Source organism: Streptomyces cavernicola (assembly GCF_029968035.1).
GTDB lineage: Bacteria > Actinomycetota > Actinomycetes > Streptomycetales > Streptomycetaceae > Streptomyces > Streptomyces cavernicola.
In genome coordinates this window covers 90,332-108,051 of record NZ_JASCIQ010000033.1, presented here as the reverse complement: position 1 = coordinate 108,051, position 17,720 = coordinate 90,332, and the positions used below count along the sequence as shown (strand labels likewise).

The following is a 17,720-nucleotide window of genomic DNA, read 5'->3' as shown; positions in this document are numbered from 1 at the left end:
GAGCGGGCTGAGCTACCTCTGCGCGGCGAGGCGACGCTGCAGACTCGCATGCCGGAACTGGTAGTGGGCCCCCGTGGACCGCAGCACCCCCAGCTTGTGGGCGTCGTGGAGGAACGACGCCAGGCTCCACGGGGTGTGTCCTCGCCAAGCGAGCCAGCCGCGCGCCGTCGTGTAGTGCCCCCAGGCGCTGGTGGAGAGAACAACCAAGCCGAGCCCCACGCCGCAGAGAAGCGCACCGACCGACGCGCCCATGACCCCTTGGACGGCTGGAGACGCCGAGATGACCAGGTCGTAGCGAGCGCGGTCGATCCCGGCCGTGGCAAGGAAGCCGCCCACACAGCCCCCAGCGAGCGAGCCGAACAGCCATGCGTAGAGCACGGCGTTGCGGTCGTCTCGCAGGGACCTCAGCGGCGTAACAGTATGTTTCGGCTCCGTGGGGCGGGTGAAGCGTCGGGCCGACGCGAACACGAGGCCGAAGGCGAGTCCGGCGGCAACCCCGTAGGTGACCGGGTAGAGCAGCCCGGCCAGGAGACCGCCGGTGACGAGGCCGATGAGGCCGAATCCCAGATCGATCACCAGCGGCCGCAGCACGAGCCGGTTGTGCTGCCGGGCACGGCGTGGGGCGAATCGCCGCGGCGGCTCCGCCCTCACCAGGCCGAGCAGCGGGCTGAAGACCAGACCGACAGCGGCACCGAACAGAGCGCCGAACCCCGGCCGCCCGAACAACCCGAAGATGAGTAGCCCCAGCAGACAACAGCTGACGGCTCCGATCACTGTGGGCACGACGACGAACAAACGGCGAGGTATGGCCGCCAGATCCCGCAGGTTCCACCAGCTCAAATCGACGGGCCGCCGTCCCCCGTCGCGGAACTGGGACTCAAGCCTGTTGGCGAAGAACGTCAGCGCCCGTAGCGCCTGCTCCTCGGGCCACTCCCGAGTGGGGCGTCCCGGGTTGCCGTCATCGGAGCCCAAGGGCGGAGAGTCGAAGACCACGGGGATGAACGCATCGAGGAGATGGTCCTCGATCTGCTCCCTCGTGCCGAACCGCACGGGGTCCAGCAGGTCCTCGGGCGTGCTGCTACGGGAACGGTACGAGGCTCGGGTCAGAAACAGCATCAGTGGGCTGGACAGCGCGTCGGCCAGCGGTCCGGCCGGGTCTTCTCGGAGGGTGCGCGTGACGGACGCCCAGCGGTCCAGGTCGTCGGGAAAGTGCGCCACCAGGTAGGCGACCATGTCGATGGCCGGTACCGGCAGGAGGCGAACCAGCCTGCTGTCCGGCAGCGGCTCTTCGGCGGTAGTCGCCGCGTACTCGTCCGGGCGGCAGGTCAGTACCAAGTCCGCGGGCAGATGGGTGTTGTCACGCAGCGTTCTGATGACCTGCACACGCAGCTCGGGCGGCAGTTCGTCGAGTCCGTCCAGTACAAGGAGCAGCCGTCGATGGGAGAGCAGCTCCATGACAGCCCCCGCACCGTACTTGGTCGTGTCCTCCAGGAACCGATAGTCCTCGGTGAGGCGTTGCACGATCCAGTTCTGGAAGCTGATCTCCGGTTCCCAGGTGGAGAGTTGGAGGAGGACCGGCACGCGCTGTGGATCGGCAGGGCGGCACAGCGCGAGCGTGAGGTCGACGCAGAGGCCAGTCTTCCCGGAACCGGCATCGCCCACGACGATCAGGCGCGACGGGCGGGCTGCGTAGTCCTCGACGAGCGCGTCGAGGCTGCCGTGCTCCGGCAGCGGCCGTGGCGCTTCGACGGTAGTGGCGCGGGAGCGCTGGTCGTGCAACGTGTCCCAGCGCACGGGGATGCGGTCGATGGACAGATGTTGTTTCCGGCGCCCGGCTTCACTGGTCCAGTGCCGCTTCACGGCGTGGTTCAACGCGACGGCCGCAGCGTCGAGTTGGGTGCCCTCACTTGGCTCGGCGTTCCACGCCCACGTCCGCGTGAGGAAGGATTTCGCCGGCGAGGCGACGAGCAGCACCCCACCGATACCGAGGACAGCTGTCACGGGTTCGAAGCCGAAGTGGATCACAGCCCCGACGGCCACCGCGCATCCGGTCAACCAGAGCGCCAGGACCCCACGCTCCCTGTTCGTCATGACAGCATGAAAACCCAACTCGGTTGTGTCGTCTATGGGGTGACGATCAATCACCGACAGCCGCAGGGCGGCCTGACAGATTCCCACCCTGGCCGGGCCGGACCGTCGCAGCATCCGCGCTCGGTCGACCGAGGCTCAACACCTCCCGTACGCGACTCAGTTCGCGGACTGCCGCACCCGCGACCCCGCCCGCCCCTTCACGACCTCCAGCTGCGCGTGCACGCGGCGGCGCAGGTCGGCGACGTGGCTGACGATGCCGACGCTGCGGTCGCGCTCCCGCAACGAGTCGAGGACGTCGAGGACCTCGTCGAGGGTCTGGTCGTCGAGGCTGCCGAAGCCCTCGTCGATGAAAAGGGTGTCGAGGCGGACGCCGCCGGCCTCGTCGGTGACGACGTCGGCGAGGCCGAGGGCGAGGGCCAGGGAGGCGAAGAAGGTCTCGCCGCCGGAGAGGGTCGCCGTGTCGCGTTCGCTGCCGGTCCAGGCGTCCACGACGTGCAGGCCGAGCCCGGAGCGGCCGCGGCCCGCGCGGTCGTCGGAGTGGACGAGGGTGTAGCGGCCGGAGGACATGCGCTGCAGGCGGGCCGTCGCGGCGGCGGCGACCTGTTCGAGGCGGGCGGCCAGGACGTACGACTCGAGGCGCATCTTGCGTTCGTTCTCCGCCGACGTGCCGGCGGTGAGGCTCGCGAGGCGTGCCACCCGGTCGAACTCGGCGCGCAGCGGCCCCAGTTGGCGGGCTTCCGCGGCCGACTGGCGGGAGAGGCGGTCGAGTTCGGCGCAGCGGTGTTCGGCGGCGGCGCGTGCCGTGACGGCGGTGCGCAGGCGGCGGTCGGCGGCCTCCGCCGCGGCCTGGGCGGCGGCCGGGTCGGCGGGCGGGAGCAGGTCCGCGGCGGCGGTCTCGGGCTCGGCGAGGACCGCGCGTACGGCTGCTTCCTCCTGGCGGCGGGCGTCGATGCGGTGCTGGAGTTCGCGGTACGCGGCGTCGTCGAGGGCGGCGTCGGCGGCGTCCTGCGGGGTGGCGAAGCCGGCGCGGTAGGCGGCGTCGGCGAGGCGGGCGTCGGCGTCCTTGAGGCGGCGGGCGGCGTCCTCGGCGGCGCGGACGGCGTCGGCGGCGTCGGTGAGCAGGGCCGCCTGGCGCTCCAGTTGCGCGGCGCGGGCGGCGACGCTCGCGGCGCCTCCTCTCGCCTGCGTCAACTCCTCCTGGAGCGTGGCCTGTTCGCGGTCGAGGGACTCGCGCAGGGAGCTGCGGGACGCGGCGCGGGTGGCGGCCTCCTGGCGGTGGGCGAGCCGCCGCTCGTGCTCGGCCTCGGCGCGGGCGAGGGCTTCGCGGGCGGCGTGCAGGCCGAGGGCGAGCTGCCGGGCCTCGTCGAAGAGGCGCGCCAACTCCTCGGCCTTGTCGGCGAGTTCGCGTACGGGGGCGTCCCCCGCTGCGGCGGTCTGCACGGCGAGCGCCTCGCGTACGTCGGCGAGGGCCCGCTCGGCCTCGGCACGCTCCTCGTCGGCCCGCCGGTACGCGGCGAGCGCCGCCTCCTCGGCCTGGCGGCCCACGTGGCCGTCGACGAGCGGGGCGGGCTCCGGGTGCTCGGTGGCTCCGCAGACGGAGCAGGGCTCGCCGGGGGTCAGGCCCTGGGCGAGTTCGGCGGCGATGCCCTGCAGGCGGCGCTCCTTGAGCTGCAGCCAGTGCTCGTGCGCGCCGGTGGCGGTCTCGCGTACGGCGAGGGCGTGGTCGTTGGCCTCGACGGTCCGCGTCTGGAGGGTGTCGCGGCGGTGTGCGGCGGCGGCCTTCTCGCGGGCGGGTTCGAGCTGCCCGGCGAGGTGCTCGGCGCGGGTCGCGGCGTCCTGGGCGTGCTCGATGCGCTCCTGCAGGGTGCGGCGGGTCTCCTCCCAGCCGTCGAGCCAGGCCGCGGCCTCCTGAAGGGCCTCCGTGTCGGCGCGTTCCTGCCGGTCGGCCTCGGCGCGGCGCTCGGCGAGCTCGGCGAGGCGCTGTTCGGCGCGGCGAGCCGATTCGAGGCCGCCGAGCTCCTCAAGTGCCTTGCGGGCGGCGGTGGTCAGGCCGGTGGCGGAGGCCCCGTCGAACCGTTCGGGCAGCTGGGCGCGTGCGGCCGACTCCGCGCAGCGGGCGCGCCCGTGCTCGGCGTCGGTCTCGGCGCGCAGGGCGAGCGCGGGCGTCACGGCCTCGGCCTTGCGGGCCCGGTCCATGCGCTGCTGCCAGTCGCGCTGCTCCCCGGCACGCTCGTCGAGCCGTGCGGACCGCGCCCGCGCCTCGGCGTACCGGGCCTGCAGGCGGTGGGTTTCACGTACGGCGTCGAGCTCGGTCTGGGCGCGGGTCTGGGCGGACTCGGCTGCGGTGACGGCGCAGGCGGCGACGGTGCGGCGTTCGCGGGCGCCCGCGCGGGCGACAGCGGCCCACTCCGACAGGGCGGCGGCGAGGCCGGGTTCGCCGGGGGCCGCGCTGGGCAGCGGGAGTTCGGCGGCGTCGCCCGCGGCCTGCTGGATGCGGTGGGCGACGGCGAGGAGCCGGTCGTCGCCCGCGGTGACCTGGGCCTGGGCGGCGCGGCGGCGCTCGGCGAGGTGGGTCTCGACGGCGGCGAAGCGGCGGGTGTCGAAGAGCCGGCCGAGGAGTTTGCCGCGGGCCTCGGCGTCGGCGCGCAGGAACCGCGCGAAGTCGCCCTGCGGCAACAGGACGACCTGGCAGAACTGTTCGCGGCTCATGCCGAGCAGCGCCTCGATCTCGGCGCCGATCTCCTGGTGGGAACGGCTGAGGTCCTTCCACGTGCCGCTCTCGGCGTCGTACTCGCGCAGCCAGGACTGGGCCTTCTCGGTGGTGGTGCCGGTGCCGCGCTTCTTGGGGCGCTCCCAGGGCGGCTGCCGGGTGACCTCGATCCGGCGTCCGGCGACGGTCAGGTCGAGGCACACCTCGGTGCGGGCGGTGGAGGCGGCGTGGTCGCTGCGCAGGGTGCCGCCGCGGGTCTGGCGGTCGCCGGGCACGGCGTTGTAGAGGGCGTAGCAGACGGCGTCGAGGACGGAGGTCTTGCCCGCGCCGGTCGCGCCGTGCAGCAGGAAGAGGCCGGCGCTGCCGAGCGCGTCGAAGTCGACCTCCTGCCGTCCGCCGAAGGGCCCGAAGGCCGTCACCGTCAGGTGGTGCAGCCTCACCGGGCCACCTCCTTGACCATGTCGGAGACGCGTACGTCGTCGAACGCGGCCTGCAGCACGGCCCGTTCGGCCTCGTCGGGCCCGGCGCCGCGGACGTGCGCGACGAAGTCCTCGGCGATCTCCTGGTCCTCGCGGCCCTTGAGGCGCTCGGCGTACGAGTCCACATGGTGGCCGTCGGCCCTGCGCGGCGCGAAGGCGAGGCTGAGGATGTGCGGGAAGCGTTCGCAGAGCCGGGCCATGGGCTCGGGCGGCCGTACGGCGTCGGTGAGGGTGGCCTCCACCCAGCAGTCCTCGTACGGCTCCAACTCCGGGTCGGCGAGGAGCACTTCGCGTTCGCCCTCGATCCGGGCGAGGCGGCGCGGCACCGGGCAGTCGATCCGCTCGGCGGCGATCTCCCCGCCGGGGCCGAGGTCGACGAGCCACATGGACTTGCGGTGGTGCTGCTCGGAGAAGGAGTACGCGAGCGGGGAGCCGGAGTAGCGGACGTGCTCGGAGAGGGTCTGGCAGCCGTGCAGGTGGCCGAGGGCCGCGTAGTCGACGCCGTGGAACACGGCGGCGGGCACGGACTCGACGCCGCCGACGGTGATGTCCCGTTCGCTGTCGCTGGGCTCGCCGCCGGTGACGAAGGCGTGCGCGAGGACGACGGAGCGGGTGCCGGGCGGGCGCTCGGCGAGATCGGCCCGTACGCGGTCCATGGCGGCCCCGAGGACGGCCTCGTGTCCGGCCTTCTTGACCTTGAACTCGTCCTTGACCAGGGCGGGTTCGAGGTACGGCAGGCCGTAGAAGGCGACGTCGCCGTGCTCGTCGGAGAGCACTACGGGCTCGTGGCAGGCGGCGGGCGCGGTGCGCAGGTGGATGCCGGCGCGGCCGATCAGCCCGGCCCCGACGCCGAGCCGGCGGGCGGAGTCGTGGTTGCCGGAGATCATCACGGTCGGCACGCCCAGCTCGGCGAGCCGGTGCAGGGCGTCGTCGAAGACCTCCACGGCGGCGAGCGGCGGCACGGCCCGGTCGTACACGTCCCCGGAGACGAGCACCACGTCGACCTGCTCGGCACGCACGGTGTCGACAAGGTGGTCGATGAAGGCCCGCTGAGCGTCGAGCAGGCTCACACGGTGAAACGCCCGCCCCAGGTGCCAGTCGGAGGTGTGTAGAAGCCGCATGATCCCCGAGGGTATCGGGCCCCGACAGGGCGCGGGGTTGTGACATCTGCGGCTCCGCCGCGTGGGCGCGAGCAACCACGACGAAAGCGGCAGCCGAACGACGGCAGAGGAAAGCCCCTCCGGCGCTTGAGGAGCGGGGGGCCGGGGGCGGAGCCCCCTGGGGGAAGGCGGGTCGACGCACCCCGCATAGGCTGACGGAATGCAGGACGAGTACCGCACCGTGGCCCGCGAGGGCGTGCACGAGACCGAGGTCAACCGCTCCCGCTTCCTGTGCGCGCTCGCACCGGCGGCGACGGAGGAGGAGGCCCAGGAGTTCATCGCGCGCATCCGCAGAGAGCACCCGGGCGCCAACCACAACTGCTGGGCGTACGTGATCGGCGCGGACGCCTCCGTGCAGAAGGCGAGCGACGACGGCGAGCCCGGCGGCACGGCGGGCGTGCCGATGCTGCAGATGCTGACGCGGCGGGACATGCGGTACGTCGTCGCGGTCGTCACGCGCTACTTCGGCGGCGTGAAGCTCGGCGCGGGCGGCCTGATCCGGGCGTACGGCGGGGCGGTCGGCGAGGCCCTGGACGCGCTCGGCACGATCACGCGGCGCCGCTTCCGGCTCGCCACGGTGACGGTCGACCACCAGCGCGCGGGCAAGGTGCAGAACGATCTGCGGTCCACCGGGCGCGAGGTGCGGGACGTGCACTACGGCGAGGCGGTGACCATCGAGATCGGCCTGCCGGACGCGGACGTCGAGGCCTTCCGCGCCTGGCTGGCGGATGTGACGGCGGGCTCGGCGGAGCTCGAGCTCGGCGGGGAGGCGTACGGGGACGCGTGACGCCCAGGCCACGCCAGGGCCGAGCCCGGCTCACTCCCGGCCCACGCCCGGCCGGCCGCGCTCACCGCTCCTCCTCGGCGACCTCCGCGACCCAGCCGTAGGGCAGCTCGTCGCCGTCGACCGTCGCGGCCTCGACGGTGCGGGTGGCCGGGTCGATGTCGACGTGCACGCCGTCGCCCTCGTAGCGGGGGAAGCCGCTCGCGCCGGTCTCGCCGGTGCGCTCGACGGTGGCCGAGCGCAGGGCGGTGCCGTGGTCGAGCTTGCCTTCGGCGTCGGTCAGCTGGGGCTTCAGGACGACGGTGAACCGCTCCGGGATCGCGCTCATGCCCCGAGGCTAAGCCGCGGGGTCGGGGCGCGCCTCCCGTCACCGGGGCAGGTACGGGACCGGTCCGGGTTCGGTACGGGTCCGGTACAGGTCCGGTACGGGTCCGCTCCGATTCCGGTACGGGTCCGTGAAGCGCCGGGCCCGCGCGCGTACCGCTGAATCGGACGCCCCACGCTCGCCGCCCTGTTCGAGCTGTGCCAGCGTCGAAGACGCGGCCCCGCGGACGTTCCCGGGGCCGGCCGCCTTCGGCGTACCGGTTCCACTGAGCGGAGAGCCCATGCGCACCCTGGCCCGCGGATACTCGATCGACCTCGGCAGCGCGATGCTGCGGATCCTCGCCCGCGACGGGGAGCGGATCCTGCACATGCCGACGGTCGCCGCGATCGACGCCGAGGGCCGAATACGCGCACGGGGCAGCCGCGCCGTGGAGATCCAGGGCAGCCGCCCGGACACGCTGCACCTGGTGCGGCCCGTGCTGCAGCGGTCCGTCGCCGACCCGCTGGTCGCCGCGTTTCTGCTGCGCGCGGCGCTGCGCGAGGTCTCCGGCGACGCGAAGGCCCGGCACTTCGCCGCCGCGACGCTGTGCGTGCCGGACCGGATGGGCGAGCTGCAGGTCGAGGCGCTGCTCGCCGCCTGCGAGACGGCCGGCCTCAAGCGGGTCCGGCTCGTCGCCAACTCCCTCGCCCAGGCGGTCGGTTCGGGTGTTCCGCTCGCCGAACCCGCGGGCGCGCTCGTCGTCGACGTGGGCGCCGAACGCAGCTCCGCCGCGCTGCTGTCCTGCGGCGACGTGATCGCGACGAGCACCTTCCCGGTCGGCGGTCTGGACGTCGACGAAGGCCTCGTACGGCTGCTCCGGCACCGGCACGGCCTGATCATCTCCCCGTCGGAGGCCGAGCGCGCCAAGGTCCGCATCGGCACGGCCGACTCCGGCACCGTCCCGGTCCGCGGCCACGACCTGCTGCGCGGCCTTCCCGACACCCGCACGATCCCCGTCGCGGAGCTGGCCCGGGTCCCGCTCGCCACGTACGACGCCCTGGCGAAGCACGTGCTCGCGCTCCTCTCCGACAGTCCGCCGAAGCTGGTGGAGGACGTGCAGGACCGCGGCCTCGTGCTGTGCGGCGAGGGCGCCCGCATGCTCGGCCTCGCCGACCGGCTGCGGGACCGCCTCTGCCTGCCGGTGCACGTACCGGACCAGCCGGGCGACGTGGGCGTGCTCGGCGCCTGGGACGTGGCCGAGGTGTGAGCCGGAATCCCCTCCCGCGCCGGGGAGTTGCCCGGCTACCCTGCCGGAATGCTGGAGACGATCGGGGTCGACCGGCGTCAGGCGCTGCGGTACGGCGCGGGCGCGGCCGGGGCGGTCGCCGCGCTGATGGCGGGCAGCGCGGTGCTGAAGAACGCGACCGAGGAGGAGAAGCCCCCGCTCCGCAGGCCGCTGTGGGCCTTCCGGCCGTCCGGCCGGGACGGCGACGTGCTCTGCCTGGACCCGGTGCTGCACGCGAACGGCACGCTGTACGTGCGCTCGGCGGGGCCCACGGGCCTGTACGCCGTGGACGCGGAGTCCGGCCGTACCCGCTGGCAGGCCCGGTTCGACGGCGCCCCCGGCGAGCCCGCCGCGACGCCGCACGCCGTGTACGCGGCCACCGACGACGCCGAGGTGTACGCACTGCGCGCCTCCGACGGCCGGCGACTGTGGCGGGTGCGCCCCGGCAGCCCCCTGAAGAACGCCGTGCCGGGCCCGGTCCACACCAGCGGCTCGGTCGTCCTGGTCAGCGTCCGTCCCCACGTGGAGGAGGACGCGGACCCGGAGCCCGCCGAACTGCACGCCCTGGACGCGGCCGACGGGCGGGTGCGCTGGCGGACCCGCGGCGACGTCCTCGCGGTGCGCGACGGCCTCGCGTACGTGAACCCGCCGGACCGGAGCCTCACCGCCCTCGACGTCCGCTCCGGCGCCGTCGTCTGGTCCGCGCCGGTACGGGACTCGCTCGGCCGGCGCACCCTCGATCTCCAGGGCCCGGACGCCCTGTTCGGCCGGAACGAGGTGGACGAGGAGCGGACGGAGCTCGTGGCGTACGACCCGCGCACCGGGAACGTCCGCTGGACCGGCCCGTCGACGTACCACTCCGTGCCCGTCCTGGGCGGGGACACCCTGTACGTCATCGGCCCCGGCGCGCACCGGGCGAGCGAGCGCCGCCTGCACGCCTTCGACGCCGCGACGGGCCGCCGCCGGTGGACCCGGACCGAGCCCGCCCGGTCGCTCGACCACACGATCCCGCTCTCCGCCGACGCGCACTCCGTCCGGCTGCTACTCAGCGCCGACCTGGGCTGGGACGAGGAGCGCACGACCCTCCGGGCGTACGCCGACGACGGCCGCCTCCTCTGGGAGACAAAGCGCCGGACCTCCTCGTTCAGCCTCGTCACCCCGCCGGACGGCCAACTCGTCGTCGGCCACCTCCACGACTGGTACGGCTACGACTCCCGCACGGGCAGGCCGAGTTGGCGGCTGAACGTGGGCGAGGACACCGCGAGCGCGGCCCCGATCGCCGTCGACGGCCGGCTGTACTGCGCCCACGACTCGGGGGTGACCGCGGTCCGCGCGTAAGGCCGGGCAGGCTGGCCGCGGGAATGCGGGCCAGGTCAGTGCTGTTGGCGTTCACGAAGCTCGGTGCACGAAGCACGAGACGAGCGGCAGACAAGCGCAGCGATGCCACGGAGGCTCAGCATGTACGCGGACCGGGCGACCATTCGCAGGATCCTCACGGAGGCCGGTGACACCTGGGCGATCGTCGGGCTTTCGCGGAACGAGGAGCGGGCCGCGTACGGGGTCGCCGAGGCGCTGCAGCGCTTCGGGAAGCGGATCGTCCCCATCCACCCGAAGGCGGAGACGGTCCACGGCGAGCAGGGGTACGCCTCACTCGCGGACGTCCCCTTCCCGGTGGACGTGGTCGACGTCTTCGTCAACAGCTCGCATGCGGGCCAGGTGGCCGACGAGGCGGTCGCGGCGGGCGCCAAGGCGGTCTGGTACCAGCTGGGCGTGATCGACGAGCGGGCGTACGAGCGGACGCGCGCGGCCGGGCTCGACATGGTGATGGACCGGTGCCCGGCGATAGAGATCCCGCGCCTGGGCTGAGCCGCACGGCGCGCAGCCGTACGGGGGTCGTCGTTCGGCCCTCTTTCAGGTGAACTGACCTGCTCCTAGCCGGAATTCGCCGCGTTACGGAATGAATTGTTCCGCTCTGGTGTAGAACGTCTACGGCTGCCCCGTACCCGGTCGGCGGGGCACGGGGCAGCCGCTGCACGTCAACCGGCCTGCCGCCGGGGCGAGTTCAGCCCGTTCAGGCCGTTCAGGCCGTTCAGGCCGTTCAGGCCGTTCAGGCCGTTCAGGCCGTTCAGGCCGTTCAGGCCGTTCAGGCCGTTCAGGCCGTCGGCACTCCGAGCCCCTCGATGACCACCGCGCCCGGCAGCTCCGCGAAGGTCTTCCCCGGCACGATCAGCTTGCCGCGCCTGCGACCGCTGCCGATCAGGACGTGCGGGACGTCGAGGACGGCCGCGTCGACCAGGACCGGCCACGCCTCGGGCAGCCCGATCGGGGTGATGCCGCCGTACTCCATGCCGGTCTCGCCGGTCGCCGTGTCCATCGGGGCGAACGAGGCCTTGCGCGCGCCGAGTTGACGGCGGACAGCGCCGTTCACGTCCACGCGCGTCCCGGACAGGACCACGCACGCCGCGAGGGTGCTCTCGCCGCCGCGCTTGCCCGAGACGACCACGCAGTTCGCCGACCGGTCACGGAGTTCGGGCCCGTAGTGCTCCACGAAGACGGCCGTGTCGGCGATCTCCGGGTCCGTGTCGACATACACGAACTGCTCGGCGGGGACGCTGCCACGCCAGTGTCGTACGGCGTCGGCGACGGGCGCGGTCAGCTCGTCCAGGCAGTCGGGGGCGGGGCGGGCGTTGTCGAAGGTGCCGATGGGAGCGCGCATGAGCCGAACGTAACAGCGCGCCCCGCGACCGCCCCCGGCCGTCTCAGCTGGCGAACAGGGCCTCAGGTGGCCGGCGGGATGGACACCGCCATCGTCATCTCGACCGGCACGTCACCCTCGTTGTGGTAGCCGTGCGGGACGTTCGACTCGAAGGTGGCGGAGGACCCGGCGGGCACGGAGTGGTCGACGCCGTCCACGCGCAGGGTGAGGTGGCCGGCCGAGACGTGCACCAGCTCGACGGTGCCGCGCGGGTGCGGGTCGGACTCGCTGCTCTCGCCCGGCATGATCCGCCAGGACCAGAGTTCGAGCGGGCCGCGCTTCTCCGTGCCGACCAGGAGCTTGGTCCAACTCCCCGCCTCCGTCGACCACATGCGCACGATCTGCTCCTCGGGCACGATGCGGACGTGCCCGCCCTGCTCGTAGTCGAGGAGCGTGGTGATGCTGACGCCGAGCGCGTCGGCGAGCTTCACGGTCGTGCCGACGCTGGGGTTCGTACGCGCCTGCTCGATCTGGATGATCATGCCGCGACTGACCCCGGAGCGGGCGGCGAGGGCATCGAGCGTGAAGCCGCGCTCACCCCGCCAGCGCTTCAGATTGCGGGCTAGCGACTGGGTGAGCTGATCGAGGTCCGACACGTCCCGTCCATCGTCGAGTCTGCGGGCCGCGGCTGACGACCCCTGCGAAGTCGAATATTCTGAATGACAGAGTTCAGTTCATTGAACTACGGTGTGGTGCACCAAACGTCCAGCACACTGTACTGCGAGGCTGCCGCATGTCCGCACTCTTCGCCCTGGCCACCAGCCTCCTCTGGGGGCTCGCCGACTTCGGCGGAGGGCTGCTCACCCGACGCATCCCGGCCCTCACGGTCGTGGTCGTCTCGCAGTGCATCGCGGTGGTCGTGCTCGGCGCGGTCGTCGTCGCCACCGGCGCGTGGACCGAGTGGGGCCCGCAGCTGTGGTTCGCGGTCGCCGCCGGCATCGTCGGCCCGGTCGCGATGCTCGCCTTCTACCGGGCCCTCGCCCTCGGCCCGATGGGCGTGATCTCCCCGCTCGGCTCCCTCGGCGTGATGGTGCCGGTCGGCGTCGGCCTGCTCCTCGGCGAGCGGCCCGGACTGCTGCAGTACGGCGGGATCGCGGTCGCCGTCGCCGGCGTACTCCTCGCCGGCGGGCCGGAGTTGCGGGGTGCGCCCGTGCAGCGGCAGGCCGTTCTGCTCACCCTGGTCGCCGCCTTCGGGTTCGGCGCGGTGATGGCCCTCATCGCGGAGGCCTCGACGACGCTCACCGGGCTTTTCCTCGCACTGTTCGTGCAGCGGGTCACCAACGTCGTGGCCGGCGGCGGCGCCCTCTGGCTCTCGGTACGGCGCGGGGCGCGGGCACTGCCCGAGGAGGGCGGGCTCCGGGTCGTGTGGGCGGCGCTGCCCGCGCTCGCGTTCGTGGGGCTCGCCGATGTGGCGGCCAACGGGACGTACGCACTCGCCGCGCGGACCGGGCCCGTCACGGTTGCCGCCGTGCTGGCCTCGTTGTACCCGGTGGTTACGGCGTTGGCCGCGCGGGGGGTGCTGAAGGAGAAGCTGCGCCTTGTGCAGGCGGCGGGAGCGGGGCTCGCCCTCCTGGGCACGGTGCTGCTGGCCGGGGGCTGAGCCCCTGACCCCGGCTGTCGTTCGCCTGCGGCTTTCGTCGTGGCTGATCGCGCAGTTCCCCGCGCCCCTAAAGGGGCACGTGACCCTGCCCCCTGCACGTGCTGTGGGCAGGCGTTCCGCAGGGCGATGGGGGTCCCCCCCTGCTCGAGCGAAGCCGAGAGCTTGGGGGAGGGTGGGCACAGCCCCACGACGGCGGGAAAGCCGACGACGGACCCGGGAAGCCTCTCCGGCGTTTGAGGAGCGGGGGGGGCCGGGGGCGGAGCCCCCAGGGGGCTAGCCCGTGCGCAGCTTGTCCGCCAACTCCGCGAGCGCGCGCAGCTCTTCGGGCGTCACGCCCTCCGGGATCGGCACCGGCGCCGGGGTCCGCAGCGGCGGCTGCCAGCCGAGCTCGGCATCCCACGTGCGCACCACGCGCGCGGGCGCCCCCGCCACCACCGCGTGGTCGGGTACCTCTCCCCGTACGACGGAACCGGCCGCCACCACCACGTTCCGGCCGATGCGCGCGCCGGGCAGGATCACGGCGTTGGTGCCGATCCAGCAGCCGGGGCCGATCTCCACCGGCTCCATCCGCGGCCACTGCTTGCCGACCGGGGTGTGCGGGTCGTCGTAACTGTGGTTCGTGGACGTGACGTAGACGTGCGGCCCGAAGTAGCAGTCATCGCCGATCGTCACCGAGGTGTCGGCGATGACATGGCTGCCGCGGCCGAGCACCACACCGTCGCCGATCCGCAGGATCGGCTCGGGGCCGAGGTCGAGGTCCGGCATCAGACCGGCCGTCAGCGTGACTTGCTCGCCGATGATGCAGTGCGAGCCGAGCCGGATCCACGGCTCGCCGAAGACGGTGCCCTGCGGGAAGGCCAGCTTCGTGCCCGTGCCGATCGCGCCGAAGCGCAGCCGCCCGGGGCGCGCGGCCGTGACCGCGCCCGCGCCCTGCACCCAGCGCCAACCGGCGTGCACGGCACGCGTGACGGCGCGACGGCGCCAGGCGGCGAGAGCAGCGCTCCGCCCACCCGTCCCTCTGCCCGCGAATGAGAACGCGTTCTTGTTCTTCGGCACCCGCTCACCGTACTCAGCGCCGCGGCACCCGACAGGGCCGTGGCCTGTGATCTTCGCCCCACCCGCCGCGCGTGCGCGCACCCCCGTCGCTTACGGTTCCGGTGAGGCGCGACGGCTCCGGCCACCCGCCGGACACGAACGACAATCAGGAGACGCAATGGCAGAGCGGGCGTTGATCGCAGGCGTCGGCGGCGCGGAACCCGAGGTGGACGAGGCGGCGTTCGCCGCACCCACCTCCGTCGTGATCGGCGACGTGACCCTGAAGGCGGGCGCCAGCGTCTGGTACCACGCGGTGCTGCGCGCCGACTGCGGACCGATCGTCGTCGGCGCCGACAGCAACATCCAGGACAACTGCACCGTGCACGTCGACCCGGGCTTCCCGACGACCATCGGCGACCGGGTCACGGTGGGCCACAACGCCACGGTGCACGGCTGCACGGTGGAGGACGACTGCCTGATCGGCATGGGCTCGACCGTCCTCAACGGCGCGGTGATCGGCGCGGGTTCGCTCGTCGCGGCCCAGTCCCTCGTGCCGCAGGGGCTGCAGGTGCCGCCGGGCTCGCTCGTCGCGGGCGTACCGGCGAAGGTCAAGCGGCCGCTGACGGACGAGGAGCGCGAGGGCCTCAGGCTGAACGCCGCGATGTACACGGAGCTGGCGAAGCAGCATCGCGAGGCGCACGCGGAGTAGGTCTACGCGGAGCAGGCCCCGGAGAGCGATCCGCACCGTCGACCACGGCACCGCAGATCGCCCTCCGGGCTCGTCCTCAAACGCCGGACGGGCTGGTTTTCACCGCGACTTCGGGCTCGACGACTGGCTGAGCCTGCTGCTTCGCCCGCCGCTTCAGCACCAGCATCGAAGTGACGCCGAAGGCCACCGCTAGCACCAGGCCGAGCCAGGAGAACCGCTTGAGCCAGGCCTCGGCGACCACGCCGACGTAGTAGATGACCGCGGTCGTGCCGCCCGCCCAGACGATGCCGCCGAGCACGTTGGCCGTGGCGAACTTCCAGTACGGCATGCGCAGTACGCCCGCGAGGGGCCCGGCGAAGATCCGCAGGAGCGCCACGAAGCGGCCGAAGAAGACGGCCCACATGCCCCACTTCTCGAAGGACCGCTCGGCGGAGGCGATGTTGGCCTCGCTGAAGTGCTTGGGGAATCGGCGTCCGAGCCGGGCGAGCAGCGGCCTGCCGCCCTTGCGGCCGATGGCGTACCCGATGGAGTCGCCGACGATCGCGCCGCCGGTCGCACACGCGCCGAGCACCACGGGGTCGAGCTCGCCGTGCTGCGAGGCGAGCAGTGCCGAACTGACGAGGATGATCTCGCCGGGGAGCGGGATACCCAGGCTCTCCAGACCGATGACCACCCCCACCAGGATGTAGATGCTGACCGCGGGAACGGTCTCGAGCCACTCCTGGACGTGCAACGCCGGTCCTCCGTCTTCCCTGGTGCCACTGCCCGGCGTGCGCTCCCCTCGGCGCACGACGCGCGCAGCCTACTGGATCGCGGAACGGCCCCGTTCCCGACGGTTCGACGTCGGGAACGGGGCCGGAGCGGGGCCCGAGGCGGGACTGCCCGGGTACGGATGAGCCGAGGCTGAGTTGCGGCTCATCCGTGGCTCAGCTGTTGGGACGCAGGGTCCAGACGACGGTCATCTCGGTGGTGACCGCGCCGTCCTCACGCGTGACCGCGATGTGCACGGGGAACTCGGGGCGCTTGCCCTCGTCCAGCTCCGCGAGCACGTCGGCGATCGGGCGGCCGAGCGTCGCGGTGGCCGTGACGCGACCCTTGGCGATCTTCTTGAACGCGATGTCGGAGGTGACCGGCAGCGGCACGGCGCGCGACAGCTGGTCCCCGAAGGCGGCGAGGACGATCGCGCCACTGGCCGACTCCCCGAGCGTGAAGATCGCGCCGGCGTGCGGGCCGCCGACGTGGTTGCGGTAGTCGGGGTCGTCCGGGAGGTGGAGGACGGCCCGCTCGGGCGTGGTCTCGGCGTACTCCAGCTTCAGGGTCCGGACCATCGGGACGGTTGCGGCGAGCATCTCGCCGATGGACATCTGGTCAGCGCTCATGAGCGCGATGTTACCCGTGGGTATCTTCCGTGCCGACGGGCAGCCGGGTGAGCTGCGTCACGCCCCGGACCGACCGTGCGCGAGGCGGGTCATCCGGCCTCGATCAGCGGGCGAACACCGACGGGACCGTATCCATTTGTGCTGGTCACCCCCTTTGCCCGACCCTGTCGACAGCCTCGACCGGCCCGGCCTGTCGCCGGCGGGTCACAATTGGGGGCGCCCGTGGCAGGCGGGTCCGCGGCACCTCTATCGTTACGGGCCATGTGGCCAGGACAGCAGCCGCCCGGGGGCGAGCAGAACCCGCAGAACCCTGATCAGCAGCAGTACCAGCAGCCGGGGTACCCGCAGCCGGGTCAACCGGGTCAGCCGGGACAACAGCAGCCCAACCCGTACCAACAGCCGGGCTATCAGCAGCAGGCCACACCGCCTCAGGGTGCGCCGCAGCAGCCGGGGACTCCCGCGCCAGGGACTCCCCCGCCGCCTCCGGGCGCGCCGATGCAGCCCGGCACGCCTCCGCCGCCCGGCGCGTACCAGCAGCAGGGCGTCCCGCAGTGGAACGCGCCGACCGCCCCGCTCGGCGCCCCGCAGCCGCCCGGCGGCGGTGGCCGGAACAAGACCACGGTCACGGCGATCGTCGCGGCGACCGCCGTCGTGATCGCCGCGGGCGTCACCGGCTTCCTCGTGCTCGGCGGCGAGGACGACAGCACGGACGAGTCCAAGGGCGCCGAGAAGAAGCCCACGTCCTCCGCACCGGCCACCCCCAGCGAGGAGCCCTCGCCCACGCAGGAGGGGCGCGGCAACGGGACCACGGTCGAGCCGGTCATCGACGGCTGGCAGGTCGTCGTCAACCCGAAGCGCGGCACCGCCTTCGACGTACCGCCCGGCTGGGTCGTCAAGGAGCCGGACAGCCAGCTGACCTACATCGACGAGAAGACCGACAAGCCGGTCACGACGATGACGGGCATCACGGAGTACAAGCCCGACTGGTGCCGGTACGACGAGGACAAGGACGGCCGGAAGGACAGCTGGAAGCTGGCCGCCGCGGGCACCAAGGGCGCCAACGGCGCGAAGAACACCGGTGAGGCCGCGCAGAACACGGTCGGCTGGTGGGTCTACGGCCCGTACACCCAGCCCAGCCAGAAGATCATCGGCCTGTCCAAGCCGTCCAAGTACAAGTCGAAGCTCACCGGCCTCGAGGGCAGCATCGCGTACGCCGAGTCGCAGGGCGTGCCGAAGTCCAAGAACCCGTGTGCCACCGAGGGCAAGGCCCTGTCGTTCGCGTTCAAGAACGAGGCCGGGGACTTCGTGGTGTGGTCGCTCTTCGGTCCGATGGACGTGAAGGACGAGGTCAGCGAGGCCACGATCAAGAAGATCCTCAGCTCGGTCCGGCTCGCGGGCATGCCGCGCGGCTGAAAGAACGAGCTTGACC

At 72.9% G+C, this 17,720-nt stretch carries 16 protein-coding genes; 7 read left to right on the top strand and 9 right to left on the bottom strand.

All coding sequences use genetic code 11. The features are described from left to right. Positions 1-12 precede the first annotated feature (12 nt). The 3 genes from QIS96_RS27555 to QIS96_RS27545 are packed head-to-tail and all read right to left on the bottom strand — an operon-like array spanning position 13 to position 6,401. Positions 13-2,205 (bottom strand): NACHT domain-containing protein, encoded by a 2,193-nt coding sequence (locus QIS96_RS27555; RefSeq protein ID WP_282545465.1) that lies wholly within the window; start codon positions 2,203-2,205, stop codon positions 13-15. 42 nt (positions 2,206-2,247) lie between these two features. Then, a complete protein-coding gene (locus QIS96_RS27550) occupies positions 2,248-5,241 on the bottom strand; it encodes an AAA family ATPase (protein WP_282545464.1) in 2,994 nt (997 codons plus the stop codon). After that, the gene (locus tag QIS96_RS27545) at positions 5,238-6,401 is read right to left on the bottom strand and encodes an exonuclease SbcCD subunit D (protein WP_282545463.1); all 1,164 of its coding nucleotides are present in this window, start codon (positions 6,399-6,401) and stop codon (positions 5,238-5,240) included. The genes QIS96_RS27550 and QIS96_RS27545 overlap by 4 nt, the downstream gene beginning before the upstream one ends. Positions 6,402-6,600: 199 nt before the next feature. Between QIS96_RS27545 and QIS96_RS27540 the strand changes: the two genes are divergently transcribed. Beyond that, complete coding sequence (locus tag QIS96_RS27540) at positions 6,601-7,227, top strand: YigZ family protein (protein ID WP_282545462.1); 627 nt, start codon at positions 6,601-6,603, stop codon at positions 7,225-7,227. Positions 7,228-7,288: 61 nt separating this feature from the next. On the opposite strand, the gene QIS96_RS27535 is transcribed toward QIS96_RS27540, so the two are convergent. Beyond that, positions 7,289-7,552: a hypothetical protein gene (locus QIS96_RS27535; protein WP_282545461.1), complete on the bottom strand. Its 264-nt coding sequence runs from the start codon at positions 7,550-7,552 to the stop codon at positions 7,289-7,291. Positions 7,553-7,829: 277 nt separating this feature from the next. On the opposite strand from QIS96_RS27535, the gene QIS96_RS27530 reads away from it, so the two are divergent. From QIS96_RS27530 to QIS96_RS27520, 3 genes are all read left to right on the top strand, one after another. Then, on the top strand, positions 7,830-8,795 hold the full coding sequence (locus QIS96_RS27530) for a rod shape-determining protein (protein WP_282545460.1): 966 nt from the start codon (positions 7,830-7,832) through the stop codon (positions 8,793-8,795). A 48-nt stretch (positions 8,796-8,843) separates the two neighbouring features. Next, positions 8,844-10,151 carry a PQQ-like beta-propeller repeat protein gene (locus QIS96_RS27525; RefSeq protein WP_282545459.1) on the top strand — a complete coding sequence of 436 codons (1,308 nt, stop codon included), beginning with the start codon at positions 8,844-8,846 and terminating at the stop codon, positions 10,149-10,151. A gap of 120 nt (positions 10,152-10,271) precedes the next feature. After that, entirely contained in the window at positions 10,272-10,679 is a 408-nt protein-coding gene (locus QIS96_RS27520) for a CoA-binding protein (protein WP_282545458.1), read from the top strand. 286 nt (positions 10,680-10,965) lie between these two features. On the opposite strand, the gene QIS96_RS27515 is transcribed toward QIS96_RS27520, so the two are convergent. Both QIS96_RS27515 and QIS96_RS27510 read right to left on the bottom strand, forming a co-directional pair. After that, on the bottom strand, positions 10,966-11,529 hold the full coding sequence (locus QIS96_RS27515) for a YbaK/EbsC family protein (protein ID WP_282545457.1): 564 nt from the start codon (positions 11,527-11,529) through the stop codon (positions 10,966-10,968). A gap of 62 nt (positions 11,530-11,591) precedes the next feature. After that, complete coding sequence (locus tag QIS96_RS27510; protein WP_282545456.1) at positions 11,592-12,164, bottom strand: helix-turn-helix domain-containing protein; 573 nt, start codon at positions 12,162-12,164, stop codon at positions 11,592-11,594. A 137-nt stretch (positions 12,165-12,301) separates the two neighbouring features. Here QIS96_RS27510 and QIS96_RS27505 point away from each other — a divergent pair, with 137 nt between their 5' ends. Continuing rightward, positions 12,302-13,168 (top strand): DMT family transporter, encoded by an 867-nt coding sequence (locus QIS96_RS27505; RefSeq protein ID WP_282545455.1) that lies wholly within the window; start codon positions 12,302-12,304, stop codon positions 13,166-13,168. A 273-nt stretch (positions 13,169-13,441) separates the two neighbouring features. Here the strand turns inward: QIS96_RS27505 and QIS96_RS27500 are convergent, their stop codons facing one another. After that, positions 13,442-14,224 (bottom strand): acyltransferase, encoded by a 783-nt coding sequence (locus tag QIS96_RS27500; protein WP_282545454.1) that lies wholly within the window; start codon positions 14,222-14,224, stop codon positions 13,442-13,444. 157 nt (positions 14,225-14,381) lie between these two features. Here QIS96_RS27500 and QIS96_RS27495 point away from each other — a divergent pair, with 157 nt between their 5' ends. Next, complete coding sequence (locus QIS96_RS27495) at positions 14,382-14,912, top strand: gamma carbonic anhydrase family protein (protein ID WP_282545453.1); 531 nt, start codon at positions 14,382-14,384, stop codon at positions 14,910-14,912. Positions 14,913-14,988: 76 nt separating this feature from the next. On the opposite strand, the gene QIS96_RS27490 is transcribed toward QIS96_RS27495, so the two are convergent. Together QIS96_RS27490 and QIS96_RS27485 are read right to left on the bottom strand one after the other, a co-directional pair. Further along, a complete protein-coding gene (locus tag QIS96_RS27490) occupies positions 14,989-15,645 on the bottom strand; it encodes a DedA family protein (RefSeq protein ID WP_282545452.1) in 657 nt (218 codons plus the stop codon). Between the two features lie 193 nt (positions 15,646-15,838). Continuing rightward, positions 15,839-16,276, bottom strand: a complete 438-nt coding sequence (locus QIS96_RS27485) for a DUF4442 domain-containing protein (RefSeq protein ID WP_282545471.1) — start codon at positions 16,274-16,276, stop codon at positions 15,839-15,841. Positions 16,277-16,552: 276 nt separating this feature from the next. Between QIS96_RS27485 and QIS96_RS27480 the strand changes: the two genes are divergently transcribed. Next, complete coding sequence (locus QIS96_RS27480) at positions 16,553-17,704, top strand: hypothetical protein (RefSeq protein WP_282545451.1); 1,152 nt, start codon at positions 16,553-16,555, stop codon at positions 17,702-17,704. Positions 17,705-17,720: the final 16 nt, after the last annotated feature.

Coding starts and splice junctions, on each gene's coding strand:
- QIS96_RS27555 (WP_282545465.1), bottom strand. CDS start 2,205: ATGCTGCGACGGTCCGGCCCGGCCAGGGTGGGAATCTGTCAGGCCGCC.
- QIS96_RS27545 (WP_282545463.1), bottom strand. CDS start 6,401: ATGCGGCTTCTACACACCTCCGACTGGCACCTGGGGCGGGCGTTTCAC.
- QIS96_RS27540 (WP_282545462.1), top strand. CDS start 6,601: ATGCAGGACGAGTACCGCACCGTGGCCCGCGAGGGCGTGCACGAGACC.
- QIS96_RS27535 (WP_282545461.1), bottom strand. CDS start 7,552: ATGAGCGCGATCCCGGAGCGGTTCACCGTCGTCCTGAAGCCCCAGCTG.
- QIS96_RS27530 (WP_282545460.1), top strand. CDS start 7,830: ATGCGCACCCTGGCCCGCGGATACTCGATCGACCTCGGCAGCGCGATG.
- QIS96_RS27525 (WP_282545459.1), top strand. CDS start 8,844: ATGCTGGAGACGATCGGGGTCGACCGGCGTCAGGCGCTGCGGTACGGC.
- QIS96_RS27520 (WP_282545458.1), top strand. CDS start 10,272: ATGTACGCGGACCGGGCGACCATTCGCAGGATCCTCACGGAGGCCGGT.
- QIS96_RS27515 (WP_282545457.1), bottom strand. CDS start 11,529: ATGCGCGCTCCCATCGGCACCTTCGACAACGCCCGCCCCGCCCCCGAC.
- QIS96_RS27505 (WP_282545455.1), top strand. CDS start 12,302: ATGTCCGCACTCTTCGCCCTGGCCACCAGCCTCCTCTGGGGGCTCGCC.
- QIS96_RS27495 (WP_282545453.1), top strand. CDS start 14,382: ATGGCAGAGCGGGCGTTGATCGCAGGCGTCGGCGGCGCGGAACCCGAG.
- QIS96_RS27485 (WP_282545471.1), bottom strand. CDS start 16,276: ATGTCCATCGGCGAGATGCTCGCCGCAACCGTCCCGATGGTCCGGACC.
- QIS96_RS27480 (WP_282545451.1), top strand. CDS start 16,553: ATGTGGCCAGGACAGCAGCCGCCCGGGGGCGAGCAGAACCCGCAGAAC.